Source organism: Lactobacillus sp. ESL0700, assembly GCF_029392095.1.
Classification (GTDB): domain Bacteria; phylum Bacillota; class Bacilli; order Lactobacillales; family Lactobacillaceae; genus Lactobacillus.
This window is the reverse complement of the sequence record NZ_CP113930.1, coordinates 1375001-1391424: the sequence shown is the minus strand read 5'-3', so window position 1 is coordinate 1391424 and position 16424 is coordinate 1375001. Positions and strand designations below refer to the sequence as shown.

Here is a 16424-nt window from a genome sequence, read left to right as displayed (position 1 = left end):
TACTGTTACTGCAGATAAGATGTTCTTTAATAATTTCACTAGGTCGCACTCCTTAATTTGTGTATAGTGTTTTTAGACGATCAAAAAAATCTTGATCGATGATTTGCGTATGATTTAAGATGTTTATTTGGCAATCATCACCATTATCAGAGCTCATTAAGTCTGAGGGTGTTTTGCTGTGGTCTAAACCTAACGCATGTCCAAATTCGTGAATTAAGATGGCTTCATTTTCATAATCAGTTTGCCAAGTTTCTTTTGTATTAAAGTGTTTAGCAATTTGCTTTTCATTCTTGTTAACATAAATGTCGACATGATTTAGAGTTTGGCTAGCATAGCGGTTTGGTTTGAATGATGCATAACCAGGCACTGTTAAACCTAAAATACAATTGTCTGACGTAGAATAATTGGTTGCATTGTGCCATTCAGCGTCAATCTTTGATTGATCGACAAAATGCACTTTGATATCAGGATTAATATCATTAGGTGTTAATTTCACTACGTGTAATTTATTGATCCTACGTGCACAATCATTAGTCAGAGCTTTTTGTCTTGGAGTACCATTAACGGCATATGAAATATAATTTTTGTCAGGCCAACTATATCCTGAAAAATTATTTCGGTTTGGCTTAAATTCAGATAATTTATAGGAGTAACCATATAAATTGTATTTGAATTTTTTCTTTTCCTTGATGCTGTAATAGTCTTGCTTAATTAGATCTGAGCCGTGATATTCATACTTTTTGGCTTTGGCAGCTACTGCAGTATGATTACACGTGAATAGTAAAAAGAGCGGTGTTAAGCTTGTTAATCGTTTTAATACCTTCATTTTCCTTGTTCATTTCTTATATCCTTTTAACAAAGCAAATAAAAAAATCGTTTCGTGTACTGTTTATGAGAAACGATTTTTTAGTTTACCTTCATGTCAACATCCAAATTATGGTAATATAAGCACTGCTTTAATTCACAAGTATTAATTATATTGGAATAAAGTAGTCAAGACAATAAAAATGCTCAAATCAATTCATAAATTAGGCGTTATAGTTATTTAATAATTATTAAAATACGCTTACATATATTTATATATTCTTTTTAAGTACTAGCAAAATGTGCGATATGATTTCGCTTAACGGCTAGTAGTTACAAGGCTTCACTGTTTGATCAATAAATTTGCTAAAAGGTTTATGCAAAAATTAATTTAAAAAATTTAAGAAAAAATAGGATTAATGAGATGATCCCCCGAAATTAAAATAACTAATTTCGGGGTTTTGTTGTGGCTAAATTAGTTAACAGAATTTTATAATCTATGGAAAATTTATCGAGACTTTATCTGTCGCAAACTGTAAAATATTTAAAGAAAGTAAGGTGTAATTATGACACGTAAAAGAGCTAGGAACACTAAAAGAAACAAAGAAAGAATAAATCGAAATTTAATTTGGACAATTGCAATATTACTAGTCCTATTACTTACATTAGTGAATTTTGATAAAAATAAATCATTTGCGCAGCAATTTTTATGGTTAACTTGTTCTGTAATCATCATCATGATTATTTTGGTTTTTGTTATAGTTCACAATTTAAATAGTATTTCGGATGAAATGGATCACAGCACGTTTCAAGATAATAAGCTGTTGTCATATCTTGATATTGCTTTAAAACATAATCTTGACCTTAATCTGAAATTTTCTTCAACTTGGGAGCTATATGAACTGTTCTTTAATTTGGCAAGTTTGTATCAAAGAATTAAGTCCATTAATAAAGACGATAGCTGGTCTTCTGCTGATTGGCAGAATTTTAAAATGGCAAAAGAAATTCTGCGCGAATATATTGCCTGGGTCTTTATTTCAACAGATTTTTTCAATATAGCAGTGGCAGTACATGATAAGAATGTAATCAGTCTTTTTTATCATTTTAAAGAGCAGACATTATTACAGATTTTAAGTACTGGTATGGTTAAGACGAGCAAAACAAAGAGCTATGGTGCTGCTAATTTTGAAAACTTTTATAAACGACTAAGAAGACATTATCCAGAATTTTGTAAATTATTAGATTGTAACGATCAGTTTGACTTGGCTCAGTTACTTAAAACAGATGAAATCCTTAAAGTTCGTGAAGCAAAGAAAATAAAGGCAGCTCAAGCCTTAATAAGTGAAAAAGTTGAGAAACTTAGAAGTTGTCTTGATGCAGTTAATGAGAAAGCTTCTGAAAAACAGCAAAATGAAGTATTTTTCTAGATGGTTTAGGTGAAATAAACTTAGATGACATCGTATGCTAATGTCAAACAGTAGTTTAGTAATCTAATTTGAGAGAAGCGATCGCGTTGATCGTTTTTTTGTTTGGCATAAAAAGTAATTATACCTTCTTTAAATTCTTTATTATGCTAAAGATAATTCAATTAACTAGCGGACTTTTTTCTTTTGCCCCCAGAGATAGCGTATAATATAACGGTAATAGCAAAGAAGAAGAGGAATAAATGGCAAAAGCAAGTACAACTCCGATGATGGAGCAATATTACGAAATTAAAAAGCAATATCCCGATGCCTTCCTTTTTTATCGCGTCGGTGATTTTTATGAATTATTCGAAGATGATGCGGTTAAGGGTGCACAAATTCTGGAATTAACCTTAACTCACCGGTCAAATAAAAGTGAAAATCCAATTCCAATGGCAGGTGTGCCCCACGTTGCCGTTGATTCTTACGTTGACACTTTGGTGGAGAAGGGTTACAAGGTTGCCTTATGTGAGCAACTGGAAAATCCGAAAGACGCCAAGGGAATGGTTAAGCGTGGGATTATCCAATTAGTAACGCCAGGCACGCGAATGAATGACAAACCTAGCGAAGCCAAGGATGCCAATTATTTAACGTCGGTGGTGACAACCAAGAGCGGTTTTGGCCTAGCTTATAGCGATTTGTCAACGGGTGAAATTTTTGCGACCCATTTAAAGACGTTCGCGGCAGTGGCTAATGAGTTGCTGTCATTGCGCACGCGTGAGGTCGTCTATAATGGTCATTTAAGTAATGACGACAGCGAATTTTTTAATAAAGCTAACATTACAGTTTCGGCACCAGTTGAACTGACCGAAAAGCATGCGGAAGTTTCCTTTGTTGAACAAAATTTGACTAATCATGTCGAAAAAGCGGCTGTGCAACAACTAGTAGGTTACTTATTAACCACGCAAAAGCGCAGCTTGGCCCACTTGCAAGTTGCTCAAAGTTATGAAGTCAGCCAATATTTGCAAATGTCGCACACAGTGCAGAACAACTTGGAGTTAACAGCTTCTGCTAAAACTGGCAAAAAGATGGGTTCCTTGTTCTGGGTTCTTGATAAGACGCACACAGCAATGGGTGGTCGTTTGCTCAAGCAATGGTTAGCACGACCTTTATTATCAATTGAAAAGTTAACTGCGCGCCAAGAAATGGTTCAAGCCTTACTTGACGGATATTTTACGCGGGAAAATATCATTGATGCACTCAAGGGTGTCTATGATTTGGAACGTTTGACGGGACGAATTGCCTTTGGGAATGTTAATGCCCGTGAATTATTACAACTAGCTCATTCTCTGCAGGCTGTACCGACAATTTTAACGGCATTGCAAGATGCAGATAGTTCGGGTTTACAAAATTTTGCCGCTAAGATTGATCCGTTAAAAGGCGTAGCGGAATTAATTACATCAACAATTGTTGACCAACCACCGGTTGTTACTACTGATGGTGGACTAATTCGGCCGGGAGTTGATAGCCAGCTTGACCGTTATCGTGACGCAATGAATAACGGTAAAAAGTGGTTGGCAGAAATGGAAGTTTCTGAACGCCAAAAGACGGGAATTGATAACCTCAAAGTCGGTTACAACAAGGTTTTTGGCTACTACATTCAGGTGACTAATTCTAACAAGAATAAGGTGCCAACTGAGCGTTACACTCGCAAGCAGACGTTAACTAATGCCGAGCGTTATATCACGCCGGAGTTAAAGGAGCACGAGAATTTAATCTTAGAAGCACAGACCAAGTCAACGGATTTGGAATATGATTTGTTTGTTAAATTGCGTGATGAAGTCAAGAAGTATATCGCTGCTTTGCAAAAATTAGCCGCACAATTAGCCAGTCTTGATGTCTTTTGTTCGTTTGCTCAAGTTGCAGAAGAAAACAATTATTGCCGGCCAGCTTTTCACTCCGCTAATCAAGATGTCAAGGTGGTAGCAGGACGCCACCCTGTAGTTGAGAAGGTAATGAAGGCAGGAGCTTACATCCCTAACGATGTTAAACTCGATGAAGATACCAATATTTTCCTAATTACTGGTCCTAACATGTCCGGTAAAAGTACCTACATGCGGCAAATGGCGCTTATTGCAGTGATGGCGCAAGTCGGTTCCTTTGTTCCGGCAGACAGTGCTGATTTGCCAATTTTTGATCAAATCTTTACCAGAATTGGGGCCGCTGATGACCTGATTTCAGGGCAAAGTACCTTTATGGTAGAAATGACAGAAGCCAATGCCGCATTGCAGTCAGCAACGAAGCGCAGTCTGGTATTATTTGATGAAATTGGCCGTGGCACTGCGACTTATGATGGTATGGCTTTGGCCGGTGCAATTGTGCAGTATTTGCATGATGAAGTTGGCGCCAAAGTCTTATTTGCGACGCACTTCCATGAATTAACAGCGATGGAGCAGAAGTTGCCACACCTTAAGAACATTCATGTTGGTGCAACCGAAGAAAATGGTAAGTTGATTTTCTTACATAAAATTTTACCGGGACCAGCTGACCAAAGTTATGGTATTCACGTAGCACAATTGGCGGGATTGCCGCGTAAAGTTTTGCGCGAAGCAACCAAATTATTGAAGCGACTTGAAGCTCAAGGCAGCAATTTGGGACCAGCGGCTACTCAACTGGATTTATTTAGCACTAATGAAGTCACTACTGATGAGCAACTTGAAGAACCAGTAGAAGATGAAGTTACAGGTAAGGAAAAAGACATTCTTGATGAAATTTCGAATCTTTACTTGGCGGATAAAACGCCGCTTGAGGTAATGCAGCTGGTTGCAAATTGGCAGGAAGACTTGAAGGATGAGCAATAATCATGGCGCAAATTCATGAATTGTCAGTAAACTTAACTAACCAAATTGCGGCTGGGGAAGTAATTGAGCGGCCAGCAAGTGTGGTTAAGGAATTAGTGGAAAACGCGATTGATGCTGGCAGCAGCCGAATTCGAATTGATTTTATTGATGCGGGTCTAAAAGAAATCGTCGTTCAAGATAACGGTTCGGGAATTGCCAGCGATCAAATTGACCTTGCTTTTACCCGGCACGCAACGAGCAAGATTACTAACGAGCGTGACCTGTTTAATGTGGGAACTCTGGGCTTTCGCGGCGAGGCTCTAGCTTCGATTGCGGCAGTTAGTCATGTAGAAATTTTAACTAACGTTAATGAAACTGCAGGAACGCGAGCCGAATTTACTGGCGGCGTCAAAACCTTGCAGGAAGATGCGGCGGCTAAAAAAGGCACGCAGATCACGGTCAAAGACCTGTTTTATAACACGCCAGCCCGCTTAAAGTATTTACGCAGTCCCCGCACCGAAATCATGAAAATTGTCGACATTGTGAACCGGATTGCTCTGGGCTACCCTGATTTAGCTTTAACATTGGCAAATGAAGGGCGCGTTTTATTAAGAACTGCCGGCAATGGCAACTTGCAGCAGACGGTCTCCAGTGTCTATGGCCGCCATATTGCTGAAAAAATGCTGCCTTTTGAGAGCAGCAATAGTGACTTTACGGTTACTGGCTTAATGTCAAAACCCGAATTAACGCGATCGACACGTAATTTTATTTCAATTTTGTTAAATGGGCGTTACATCAGGAATTATCAGTTATCAGCTGCTGTAATGGATGGCTACGGCACGCATTTAGCTAGTAAACATTATCCAATTGCAATTGTTAAGGTTGAGGTTGACCCGCTGCTAGTCGATGTCAATGTTCACCCAACAAAGCAGGAAGTGCGTTTGTCTAAGGAGCGTGAGGTCAGCCGCCTGATTACGAATGCGATTAGCAGCACATTGTTGTCGCTAAATAATCATAGTGATGGACTGGCTAATTTAACAACGGCTAAGCAAGAGACCTTGGTAGACCAGCTCAAGTTTAATTTGAATAAAAATGTTGTTGATACCAAGCGGGTTGTTCCGGCTAATGAGGTTCATGAAAGCTCTGCTCCCAAGATTACAACACCCAAGCACACGCAATATGTCGATTTAACAGTTCCGCGTGATGATGATCGCTACGTGATTACGAAAACTTGGCACGACAATGTTATCCGCCAAAAGCAGTTGACTCCATTTGTGAATAGCTCAAGTAATTCGGCAGTTGTGTCGACTGGGGATGAAGTTCTCGCTAATAATTTGCCGGAATTAACCTTGGTTGGCCAGACAAGAACTTACTTGGTAGCCGCAAGTGGTGAAGATTTATACTTAGTTGACCAAGTTGCCGCAAGACGATTACTGCAGTTTATTGCGATTGAGCAAGCGATTTTGAAACAAAAAATCACCCAGCAGGGCTTATTGACGCCATTGACACTTTCTTTTGGCAATTTGGATTTTCTTCAAATTAAGGATAATCTGGCGGCAATTAATCAGATTGGCTTATTCTTGGAAGAGTTTGGCAGCGACACTTTTATTTTGCGGTCTTATCCAATGTGGATTAAGGGCGATCCTGAACTGGCAATTCGGGCAATTTTGGATAGCTTTTTGAATGTTGACCAGACTGATACTGCGAATTTGGTCAAGCGAATTGCGGCGCGGCAGGCTGATCAAGAAATTACGGGCAGGACCAAGTTAACAAATGCGGAAGCCAGTGAGCTTTTGACTAAATTACGGCAGACTGCTGACCCTTATCACGATGCTCGCGGCAACCTAGTGCTGGTGCGTTTGCGACAGAGTGAATTGAATAAAATGTTTAAAAAGGATAAATAATTAATGTATGAGTATTTAAATGGCATCATTACCAAAATCATGCCAAACTATGTAGTGCTGGATGTTAATGGCGTGGGTTATAAAGTTTTTAGTCCCACTCCATTTGCGTATCATCAGGACGAGCAGGCAAAAGTTTATATCGAGCAAATTGTTCGTGATACTGGTGTTACTCTATATGGTTTTCAAAGCGAAGAAGATAAGGGGTTATTTTTAAAACTGCTTAGTGTCAGTGGCATTGGACCCAAGTCTGCCTTGGCAATTATGGCGGCTGAAGATAGTAATTCCTTAGCCGAAGCCATTGAGCAGGGCGAAGTTAAGTACCTAACTCGTTTCCCGGGTGTTGGTAAAAAGACTGCGTCGCAGATTGTGCTCGACCTGAAGGGGAAGCTGGGAGACTTTGTTCAGCGCGTTGATCAGATTGCCGATCAAGAAATTACGCCAGAACTTAATGATGCCTTGTTAGCATTATTGGCACTTGGCTATACGCAAAAGGAAGTTGACCGGGTAGCGCCAAAATTGGCAAAAGAAGATGCGACGACTGCCGATCAATATATTAAAAAGGGACTGGCCCTTCTCTTAAAGAAGTAAATCTTGCTATAATAAGGAGTAACGTGTTCAAAGGAAGTGAAACTGGTGACAGATAATGATGACTCAATTGTTTCTGGCGAAAGTCAGGGACCAAGTGAAGAACAGACTGAATTTTCATTAAGACCACAGCGTTTGGCTGATTATTTGGGGCAAAATCGAGTAAAAAAGGAATTGGCAGTTTACATCAAGGCCGCTAAGCAGCGTGATGAGGCGCTTGACCACGTTTTGCTCTACGGACCACCGGGCTTAGGTAAAACAACTTTGGCATTTGTGATTGCAAATGAACTAGGTGTGAATTTAAAGAGTACTAGTGGGCCAGCGATCGAAAAAGCGGGCGACTTGGTAGCATTATTGACTGACCTTAATCCGGGGGATGTCCTATTCATTGATGAAATTCATCGTTTGGCTAAGCCGATTGAAGAAGTGCTTTATTCCGCAATGGAAGATTACTATATCGATATTGTGATTGGTGAAGGGCAAACAACTCATGCGGTTCATGTGCCGCTGCCGCCGTTTACTTTAGTTGGGGCGACTACTTTAGCAGGGCAATTGTCCGCGCCTTTACGTGACCGGTTCGGGATTGTCGAGCATTTGCAATACTATCAAGTTGATGAATTGGAACAAATTATTCAGCGCTCAAGCAATGTTTTTAACATTGAAATTGCACCAGAAGCAGCTCACGAATTAGCCAGAAGGTCGCGTGGTACGCCGCGAGTGGCCAATAGATTACTGCGGCGCGTGCGTGATTTTGCGGAAGTGAAGGGTGAAAAGGTTATTTCCTTTGCAACAACCGCCAGTTCGCTCAAGCAATTACAGGTTGACGGTGAGGGACTGGACCAGACTGACCGCAAGATTTTACGGGTAATGATTGAAAATTATCACGGCGGCCCTGTGGGTGTGCGCACTCTAGCAGCTAATAGTGGTGAAGATGTTGAAACTATCGAATCGCTTTACGAACCATACCTATTGCAACGCGGCTTTATTTTAATGACGCCGCGAGGTCGCATGGTCACAGAAAAGGCCTATGCGCAATTGGGCTTACCAATTCCCAATGAGTAGTGCAAACCGCTGTAAAATTATGTATAATTAAGAAGTTAATATATTTATGAAATTGATGAGGTGTAAAAGTGAATACTCTATTTTTAGCTGCAGCTGGTGGTAGTAGCAACTACATGATGATCATTATTTTTATTGTTTTGATTGCTTTCATGTACTTTACAATGATTAAGCCGCAAAAGAAGCAGCAACAAAAGAAAATGGAAATGATGAACCAATTGAAGAAGGGCGACAACGTTATTTTAATTGACGGGTTGCACGCTAAGATTGATTCTGTTGATGCTAAGGACAAGACAGTTGTTGTTGACGCTGATGGGATTTACCTTACTTTTAGTCGCATGGCTGTTCAACAAATTTTGCCAGCTGCCAAGTCTGAAGTTGCTGAAGTAAAACCAGCTGAAAGTGAACCTGCAAAGGAAGAAAAACCAGCAGAACCTGCTGATAAGCCTGATGAAGTAACGCCAAACTCAGACGATAACTCAACTGAAGAATAAAAATTAAAATTAAAGAAGCCCATTGCAATCTGCGATGAGCTTCTTTTTTTACTAAATAATACATTTTGACTAACTTGACTTTTTGTAAAATGATGCTATCTTTTAATGAGTGAGCACTCACTTTTTTATAAAAGAAAGCTGGGATCAGATTGACAACGACAATTAAAATTAACAATTTAAAACAAGGCTATGGCAAGACAACAGTCCTAACTGATATTAATCTTCAAATTAATAGCGGCGAAATTCTGGCAATAATTGGACCAAGTGGCTCTGGCAAAACGACTTTAATTAATTCGATTATGGGCACACTTAAACCGCAACAGGGCAGCGTTGAGGTTTTGAAAACTTTAATGCCTAATCGGAAAGTTTTAGGAAAGATTGGTTTTATGGCCCAATCCGATGCACTCTATGAAAATTTGACAGCTTACGAAAATCTTGCTTTTTTCGCTAGTATGCAAGGATTAAGTAAAAAGGAATTTAGCAAACAGATTGACTATGTAGTGGGCATTGTTAAACTGGCGGGCGATCTTGATAAGCGCGTTGTTAACTATTCTGGTGGGATGAAGCGCCGCCTTTCGCTAGCAATTGCTTTGATTTCTAATCCGCAAATTTTAATTTTGGATGAACCCACGATTGGCATCGACCCAGAATTGCGTCGCCAGATTTGGCAAGAACTGCATCGTTTAGCGCAGAAGGGCAAAACAATTATCTTAACGACGCACGTGATGGCCGACGCTGAAGAAGCGGACCAGCTGTTGATGATTCGCGACGGCAAAGTAATTGCTAAGGGCCGGCCAAAAGAATTGGTGGACAGTTATCAGGTAAAGAATATTGAAGAAGTATTTTTGAAAGCGGGGCAAAAAGAAGATGAGAATCAGAGCATTAATTAAACGAATTTTCAAAGAAATGTTGCACGACAAACGAACGTTACTCTTAATGTTTGTCGGTCCACTTTTGATTTTGACGCTACTTTATTTTTTATTCCAATCAAATAGCACGACAACGGCAACCTTGGGTGTTCAAAATGTGGACGCAACTTTGACTAAGGCGATTGCAAGTAAACATGTTAAAATTCATCATTTTGCTGATAATCTGCCAGCCACAAAAGTTCTCGATAAAAATAATGTTGATGGCGTGATTACACAGCGAGGTCAGAAATTAACTCTGACTTTGCGAAATGATAATCAGAGTAAAAGGCTGCTGATCAAGCAAAGCCTGCAAAAAGCACAAATCAAATTAAAGAGTCAGGCTGCTGTTAAAATAATTAAAAAACAGCAGCAAGCAATCATTCAGCTAGAGCAAATTGTGGCAATGCTAAATAAAGCACCGAAAGCGTCAGCTAAAAAAGCACACCAGTTAAAGAAGTATACTGTAACAACGCGTTACCTTTATGGCGATCACAACTCCAACTTTTTCACCAGTCTGTTGCCAATTATGATCGTTTTCATTGTCTTTTTCTTTGTGTTCTTGATTTCTGGAATTGCCCTGCTACGTGAGCGAACAACTGGGACCCTGAAGCGCTTGTTAGCCACCCCCGTTAAACGAAGTGAAATTATCATCGGCTATCTTTGTGGCTATGGTTTCTTTTCATTGCTGCAAACAATTATGATTGTGCTTTATAGCAGTTATGCTTTTAAAATCCAAATTCTTGGCAGCATTTGGGATGTCTTGCTGGTTAATGCGCTAATCGCCTTAGTCGCATTATGTCTTGGCTTGCTAGTTTCGACTTATGCAGCGACGGAATTTCAAATGATGCAGTTTATTCCAATTGTGATAATTCCTCAAATTCTCTTTTCTGGGATTATTCCGGTAACAAATATGGCAAAATGGTTGCAGGTTATTGGTCATTTCATGCCGTTATATTATGGTGCCGATGCAATTAGTTCAATTATTGAAAGAGGCAGCGGGTTAACGCAAATTTATCCGGATTTGTTAATTATCCTGGCCTTTATAGTCGTCTTCTTTAGTTTGAATATTTGGGCAATGAAACGCTATCGTCAGGTTTAAAGAGGAGCAATCATGAATCAACGAATTTCGACATTATTTCTTAAGAGCTTGGATAATGTTAAATCAACCAAGCAAAAGGCAGTATTAAAGGCTGGCCTAGTCTTATTTTCAGAAAAAGGATTTGAAAATACGAGTACAAGTGACATTGCTAAAAAGGCCGGTGTTGCTGAAGGGACAGTTTACAAGCAATTTAAAACCAAGGAGGCAATTTTAGCAGCAATCATTACACCGATTATCGAAGAAGTTGTTCCGCAAATCGTAACGGATTTTCTTACGGAAATCACACAGGAAAAGCAAGTAAGTCTTAAGACGTTTATCCATCATATTTTGGTAAACAGACTCCAATTTGTGGTTGATAATCTGCCGCAAGTGCGAATTTTAGCCCGCGAATTATTTACTAATCAGCAATTTCAAGAGCAGATTAAGCTCTCATTTGTTAAGTTGTTTAATAGTCAGTTGATTGATGTTTTTGATTATTATAAAAAGCAGGGGCAGCTTGTTGATTGGTCCAATGACCGCATTATCCGTTATATTGCCGGTACAATAGCCAGTTACTTGATTCCGGAAATTTTATTGCCAGAAATCAAAATTGATGTGGCCCAAGTCAGCGATGAGGCAACCGAATTTTTAATTAAGGGCTTAACACCGCAAAAATAATCGTAAATCACCATTGTTTTTAACTAAACTTTGGTGATTTTTCTTTAAAAATCTAGCTTAGACCGACTTAAAACTAATGTTTGGCTACAAAATAGTATAAAATGGAATTAACTTAAGTTTAGTTTTAGGAAAGGGTACCCTTATGAACAATATTCCAGTTGTAATGATTATTTTTGGCGGTAGCGGCGACTTGGCTCACCGTAAATTGTATCCGGCATTATTTAATTTATACGAGCAAGGTTTGATTCATGATAATTTTGCCGTTATTGGCACGGCGCGGCGGCCGTGGACGCACGATTATCTGCGTGAACAGGTTAGTGACGCAATTCATGAAACTCATAAAGAAGTTAACGAAAACGATGTTCAAGCTTTTGCCAGTCATTTTTACTATCAATCCCATGATGTAACGAATGTTGAACATTACCAAACGCTTAAAAAACTGGCGCAAGAACTTGATGAGTTCTACAGTGCTCAAGGTAATCGTATTTTCTACATGGCGATGGCACCACGCTTCTTTGGTACGATTGCCACGCATATCAATGACCAGAACTTGACTAGTACCGGCTTTAACAGAATAGTTGTTGAAAAGCCGTTTGGCCGTGACCTTGCTACTGCTGAAAAGTTGAACAAGCAGATTACTGCTTCTTTTGCGGAAGACGATATTTTTCGCATTGATCATTACTTGGGTAAGGAAATGGTCCAGAATATTTTGCCGCTGCGGTTTACTAATCCGCTGATTAAAAATGTGTGGAATAGTACCAACATTAAAAATATCCAGGTTACTTTAGCAGAACAGCTTGGTGTCGAGGCTCGCGGGGGGTATTACGAAACTTCTGGGGCCTTGCGCGACATGGTCCAGAACCATATTTTTCAAATTATTACGCTACTAGCAATGCCGGAACCTAAAGATTTGGCATCAAAGAGTATCCACCAAGCTAAGCAAGAGCTACTTGACAGCCTGATGATGCCTAACAAGGCAGAGATTGACCAGCACTTTGTCCGCGGGCAATATCTTGGTAGTGACACGACATTTGGTTATAAGCAAGAGCCTAATGTTGCGGAAGATTCAACCACAGAAACTTATGCAGCTGGGGAAATTAAATTCCAAAAAGGACCTGTTGCTGGGGTGCCAATCTACTTTAGAACGGGTAAGGAATTTAAGGAGAAGGAAAGCCGAATCGATATTGTGTTAAAGCACATGTCTAACCCTTATGGCCAAGCTCATTCAAACAACATCACAATTGTCATCGACCCGCAGATGGAAATTTTCATTACAATTAATGGTAAGAAAATTTCTACCAGTGGTATTCGCCGCGAAAACTTAGATTATACTTTTTCTAAATCTGAATTAGCTGAGGTGCCAGACGGTTATGAGCGGCTATTGCACGATGTTTTTGTTAATGATTCGACTAATTTTACTCATTGGAGCGAATTGAAAAATTACTGGAAATTTATTGACTTGATTGAAGATGCTTGGGAGCAGGACAATCAAGCGGGTAAGAAGCCTGAGGAATATTTGCCTTACCGCATGGGGCCCAAAGCTGCTGACCACATTTTTGAATCAGCAACTGAACATTGGATCTATGACTAGCTCAAGTGATGACTTGCTGCCGGTTAATGATACCCACCGGCGCATTATCCATGTTGATATGGATGCTTTTTATGCTTCTGTTGAAATGCGCGACAATCCGACTTTAAAAAATAAGGCGCTGGTTATTGGTCAAGATGCCCGGAAAAATCATGGTCATGGTGTGGTGGCAACAGCTAATTACGTTGCGCGTAAGTATGGCGTGCATTCGGCGATGCCGTCAATTAAGGCAATCAGGTTAGTCCCGGCAGACAAATTAGTCTTTTTGCGCCCGGATTTTACTAAATATCGGGCGGTTTCGGCTGAAATTCACCAAATGATGCATGAAATCACGGATTCTGTACAGTCGATTGCACTTGATGAAGCCTATTTGGATGTAACTGAGAATAAGTTGGGCTCGACTTCAGCGGTTGAACTGGCGATTGGTCTGCAAACGCGAATTCGCGAAGAAGAAGGGCTGAATTGTTCTTTTGGCGCTACTTATAATAAGTTTTTAGCTAAAATGGGGTCGGAATATGCCAAGCCATTTGGTCGGACGGTAATTCTGCCTGAAGAAGCACGTGAGTTTTTAGCAAGGCAAAAAATCGAGAAATTTCATGGTATTGGCCCAAGAACCCAAGAACGTCTTCACCAGATGGGGATTTATACTGGTCGCGAGTTGCAGCAGATTCATGTACGGGAGCTGATTAAGCATTTTAACCGGATGGGTTATTTGATGGCCGAACATGCTAATGGTATCGATCTCTCGCGGGTTGTTCCTGATGATGAGCATAATCGCAAGTCGATTGGAATCGAGCGTACTTATGAGCCGTGCATTTATAATGAACAGACCGCGCTGACTAATCTGCGCAATTACGCCGCTAGTTTGGAAGAAAAGCTGCAAGAGCGTAACTTTTTTGCTAATACGGTCGTTTTAAAAATTCGCAATAATGATTTTGTAACGGTCACTAAACGGCGAAAATTGCCGCATGCAACGCACAATGCAACAGAAATTTACCAAGCAGCGCGCGAATTATTTGAGCCGCTGGCGAATAGCTTTCTGGGTGATGGCATTCGCCTGTTAGGAGTGACCGCAACGGATTTTTCAGAGGCTGATTTTGAAGATGTTGGCCTAGACTTATTTTCAGATTGACGGCTTTTTCTGGTAAACTAAAGGATAAACAATTAATAAGATGAAGGAGTAATTATGAGCACTTTCGCGGAAATATATCAAAAAATTGAACAATATTCGACAATTATTTTGCATCGTCATACTAGTCCAGACCCAGATGCCTTGGGCTCACAAGCTGGTCTTGCACGATCATTAAAACTGCAGTTTCCTGATAAACGGATTTTGTGTGCGGGTGAAAATGATGAGGGCGACCTTGCTTGGATCAATCGCATGGACCTGGTAACTAAGGAAGACTACAAGGGTGCATTGGTTATTACAACCGATACTGGCAATACAGCCCGGATTTCAAATAAATTATACGATCAAGGCGATTTTTTAATTAAAATTGACCACCACCCAGATGTTGAACCATATGCAGACATGAGTTACGTTGATGACCAAGCACCAGCTGCATCACAGATTATTGCGGACTTTTTAGCAGCTGAAAAAATGCCGATTACCGCAGAAGTTGCGTATCCATTATATGCTGGGATTGTCGGCGATACCGGTCGGTTTATGTATCCTGAAACAACGGAGCATACATTTAATGTTGTTGCTAAACTTGCAAGTACGGGAATTAATATTACTGAAATTGCCCGCAACATTAGCGACGTTACCTTTGTGCAAGCAAAATTGCAGGCAGATGTTCTCAATTACATGAAGGTTGACCCTAGTGGTGCAGCATACGCAATTTTGTCGCAGGCAGCATTGGAAAAATTAGGGGTGGACTCTGACCAAGCTTCCTGCACGGTTTCAACACCGGGCCGGATTAAGGACATTATTGCCTGGAATGTTTTTGTCGAAAAACCGGATGGAACCTACCGTGTGCATTACCGCTCAAAAGGTCCGGTCATTAACGAATTAGCAGCTAAGCATGATGGTGGTGGCCACGCGCTAGCTAGTGGTGCCAATGCTCAAGATTTAGCTGAAGTTAAGCAGATTTTTGCTGAATTGGTACAAGTAACTAAGGAATATCAAAAAACACATGAATAATATTTTTAAAGACGCTAAACTTAAACCGGAATTACAAGCTGGGTTAAGCAAGATTAATTTTACGCAGCCGACTAAGGTTCAGGAAGAAGTTATTCCTGTCTTGTTAAAACACAAGAATGCTGTAGTTCAGGCTGTTACTGGGTCGGGGAAGACCCACGCCTTTTTAGTACCTGTATTTAATGACATTGACCCAGAATTGGCGTATACGCAGGCGATTATTACCGCGCCGAGCCGCGAGTTATCTGAGCAGCTTTACCAAGTTGCAAGACAATTGCGGGATGCATCGGGATTAGAAATTTCGATTGCTCATTTGGCAGGGGGCACAGATCGCGAACGCCAATTAAAGAAGATTACGAGTAATAAACCGCAGCTTGTGATTGCAACGCCAGGTCGGCTGCATGATTTTGTGCAAAAGAAACTGCTCTTTTTAGATTACGTTAAGGACTTTATTATTGATGAAGCCGACATGACTCTAGACATGGGCTTTTTGAGCGACATTGATTTTATTGCCCAAAGAATGCCTAAAGAACTCTTATTTGCTGCATTCTCAGCGACAATTCCGGTTCAATTAAGTAACTTTTTGCGGAAATATATGGCGAAGCCTGAGCAAATTGTGATTGATAATCCAACCGTAATTTCAGCAACAATTAAGAACGACTTGTTAGACGTTGGTGCTAAAAACCGTAAAAAGATTTTGTACCAATTATTAACGATGGGTCAGCCATATTTGGCACTTGTGTTTGCTAACACTAAGCAAAAAGTCGATGAATTGACTGAATACTTGCAGTCCCAGGGGCTAAAAGTCGCTAAAATCCATGGTGGAATTACTGAACGTGAACGTAAACGTGCATTGCGCGAAGTAGAAGCTGGGCAATATCAGTATGTTGTTGCAACCGACTTAGCGGCACGTGGACTCGATATTGATGGTGTCAGTTTAGTC

Annotated in this window: 14 protein-coding genes (1 of these 14 cut by a window edge); 13 read left to right on the top strand and 1 reads right to left on the bottom strand. The window is 40.2% G+C overall.

The genetic code is table 11. The features are described 5' to 3' along the window. Nucleotides 1–52: 52 nt before the first annotated feature. A complete protein-coding gene (locus OZX63_RS06585) occupies nt 53–826 on the bottom strand; it encodes a matrixin family metalloprotease (RefSeq protein WP_277142552.1) in 774 nt (257 codons plus the stop codon). Nucleotides 827–1370: 544 nt separating this feature from the next. Between OZX63_RS06585 and OZX63_RS06580 the strand changes: the two genes are divergently transcribed. The 13 genes from OZX63_RS06580 to OZX63_RS06520 all read left to right on the top strand — a co-directional run. Then, nucleotides 1371–2231: a hypothetical protein gene (locus OZX63_RS06580; RefSeq protein WP_277142550.1), complete on the top strand. Its 861-nt coding sequence runs from the start codon at nt 1371–1373 to the stop codon at nt 2229–2231. A gap of 263 nt (nt 2232–2494) precedes the next feature. Continuing rightward, nucleotides 2495–5068, top strand: coding sequence for a DNA mismatch repair protein MutS (mutS, locus tag OZX63_RS06575; protein ID WP_277145108.1), 2574 nt, complete (start codon nt 2495–2497; stop codon nt 5066–5068). A 2-nt stretch (nt 5069–5070) separates the two neighbouring features. After that, nucleotides 5071–6951 carry a DNA mismatch repair endonuclease MutL gene (gene mutL / locus OZX63_RS06570; protein ID WP_277142549.1) on the top strand — a complete coding sequence of 627 codons (1881 nt, stop codon included), beginning with the start codon at nt 5071–5073 and terminating at the stop codon, nt 6949–6951. Between the two features lie 3 nt (nt 6952–6954). Next, nucleotides 6955–7539: a Holliday junction branch migration protein RuvA gene (gene ruvA / locus OZX63_RS06565; RefSeq protein WP_277142547.1), complete on the top strand. Its 585-nt coding sequence runs from the start codon at nt 6955–6957 to the stop codon at nt 7537–7539. Nucleotides 7540–7584: 45 nt separating this feature from the next. Continuing rightward, on the top strand, nt 7585–8598 hold the full coding sequence (ruvB, locus tag OZX63_RS06560; protein WP_277142545.1) for a Holliday junction branch migration DNA helicase RuvB: 1014 nt from the start codon (nt 7585–7587) through the stop codon (nt 8596–8598). A 68-nt stretch (nt 8599–8666) separates the two neighbouring features. Beyond that, nucleotides 8667–9089 carry a preprotein translocase subunit YajC gene (gene yajC, locus OZX63_RS06555; RefSeq protein WP_277142543.1) on the top strand — a complete coding sequence of 141 codons (423 nt, stop codon included), beginning with the start codon at nt 8667–8669 and terminating at the stop codon, nt 9087–9089. Between the two features lie 149 nt (nt 9090–9238). Next, on the top strand, nt 9239–9979 hold the full coding sequence (locus tag OZX63_RS06550) for an ABC transporter ATP-binding protein (protein WP_277142540.1): 741 nt from the start codon (nt 9239–9241) through the stop codon (nt 9977–9979). Further along, a complete protein-coding gene (locus OZX63_RS06545; RefSeq protein WP_277142539.1) occupies nt 9957–11096 on the top strand; it encodes an ABC transporter permease in 1140 nt (379 codons plus the stop codon). Before OZX63_RS06550 ends, OZX63_RS06545 begins: the two co-directional genes overlap by 23 nt. Nucleotides 11097–11108: 12 nt before the next feature. After that, on the top strand, nt 11109–11753 hold the full coding sequence (locus tag OZX63_RS06540) for a TetR/AcrR family transcriptional regulator (RefSeq protein ID WP_277142537.1): 645 nt from the start codon (nt 11109–11111) through the stop codon (nt 11751–11753). A gap of 142 nt (nt 11754–11895) precedes the next feature. Next, nucleotides 11896–13344 (top strand): glucose-6-phosphate dehydrogenase, encoded by a 1449-nt coding sequence (gene zwf / locus OZX63_RS06535; protein ID WP_277142535.1) that lies wholly within the window; start codon nt 11896–11898, stop codon nt 13342–13344. Further along, nucleotides 13337–14473 carry a DNA polymerase IV gene (dinB, locus tag OZX63_RS06530; RefSeq protein WP_277142533.1) on the top strand — a complete coding sequence of 379 codons (1137 nt, stop codon included), beginning with the start codon at nt 13337–13339 and terminating at the stop codon, nt 14471–14473. The genes zwf and dinB overlap by 8 nt, the downstream gene beginning before the upstream one ends. Before the next feature lie 54 nt (nt 14474–14527). Beyond that, a complete protein-coding gene (locus OZX63_RS06525; RefSeq protein ID WP_277142531.1) occupies nt 14528–15484 on the top strand; it encodes a bifunctional oligoribonuclease/PAP phosphatase NrnA in 957 nt (318 codons plus the stop codon). After that, nucleotides 15477–16424 carry the 5' portion of a DEAD/DEAH box helicase gene (locus OZX63_RS06520; protein WP_277142529.1) on the top strand. 414 nt of this gene lie beyond the right edge of the window, so only the first 948 of its 1362 coding nucleotides appear in the window; the start codon lies at nt 15477–15479; its stop codon lies beyond the right edge, outside the window. The genes OZX63_RS06525 and OZX63_RS06520 overlap by 8 nt, the downstream gene beginning before the upstream one ends.

Bases quoted from the DNA above. Each gene is read 5' to 3' on its own strand.
- OZX63_RS06585 (WP_277142552.1), bottom strand. From the start codon at position 826: ATGAAGGTATTAAAACGATTAACAAGCTTAACACCGCTCTTTTTACTA.
- OZX63_RS06580 (WP_277142550.1), top strand. From the start codon at position 1,371: ATGACACGTAAAAGAGCTAGGAACACTAAAAGAAACAAAGAAAGAATA.
- mutS (WP_277145108.1), top strand. From the start codon at position 2,495: ATGATGGAGCAATATTACGAAATTAAAAAGCAATATCCCGATGCCTTC.
- mutL (WP_277142549.1), top strand. From the start codon at position 5,071: ATGGCGCAAATTCATGAATTGTCAGTAAACTTAACTAACCAAATTGCG.
- ruvA (WP_277142547.1), top strand. From the start codon at position 6,955: ATGTATGAGTATTTAAATGGCATCATTACCAAAATCATGCCAAACTAT.
- OZX63_RS06545 (WP_277142539.1), top strand. From the start codon at position 9,957: ATGAGAATCAGAGCATTAATTAAACGAATTTTCAAAGAAATGTTGCAC.
- OZX63_RS06540 (WP_277142537.1), top strand. From the start codon at position 11,109: ATGAATCAACGAATTTCGACATTATTTCTTAAGAGCTTGGATAATGTT.
- zwf (WP_277142535.1), top strand. From the start codon at position 11,896: ATGAACAATATTCCAGTTGTAATGATTATTTTTGGCGGTAGCGGCGAC.
- dinB (WP_277142533.1), top strand. From the start codon at position 13,337: ATGACTAGCTCAAGTGATGACTTGCTGCCGGTTAATGATACCCACCGG.
- OZX63_RS06525 (WP_277142531.1), top strand. From the start codon at position 14,528: ATGAGCACTTTCGCGGAAATATATCAAAAAATTGAACAATATTCGACA.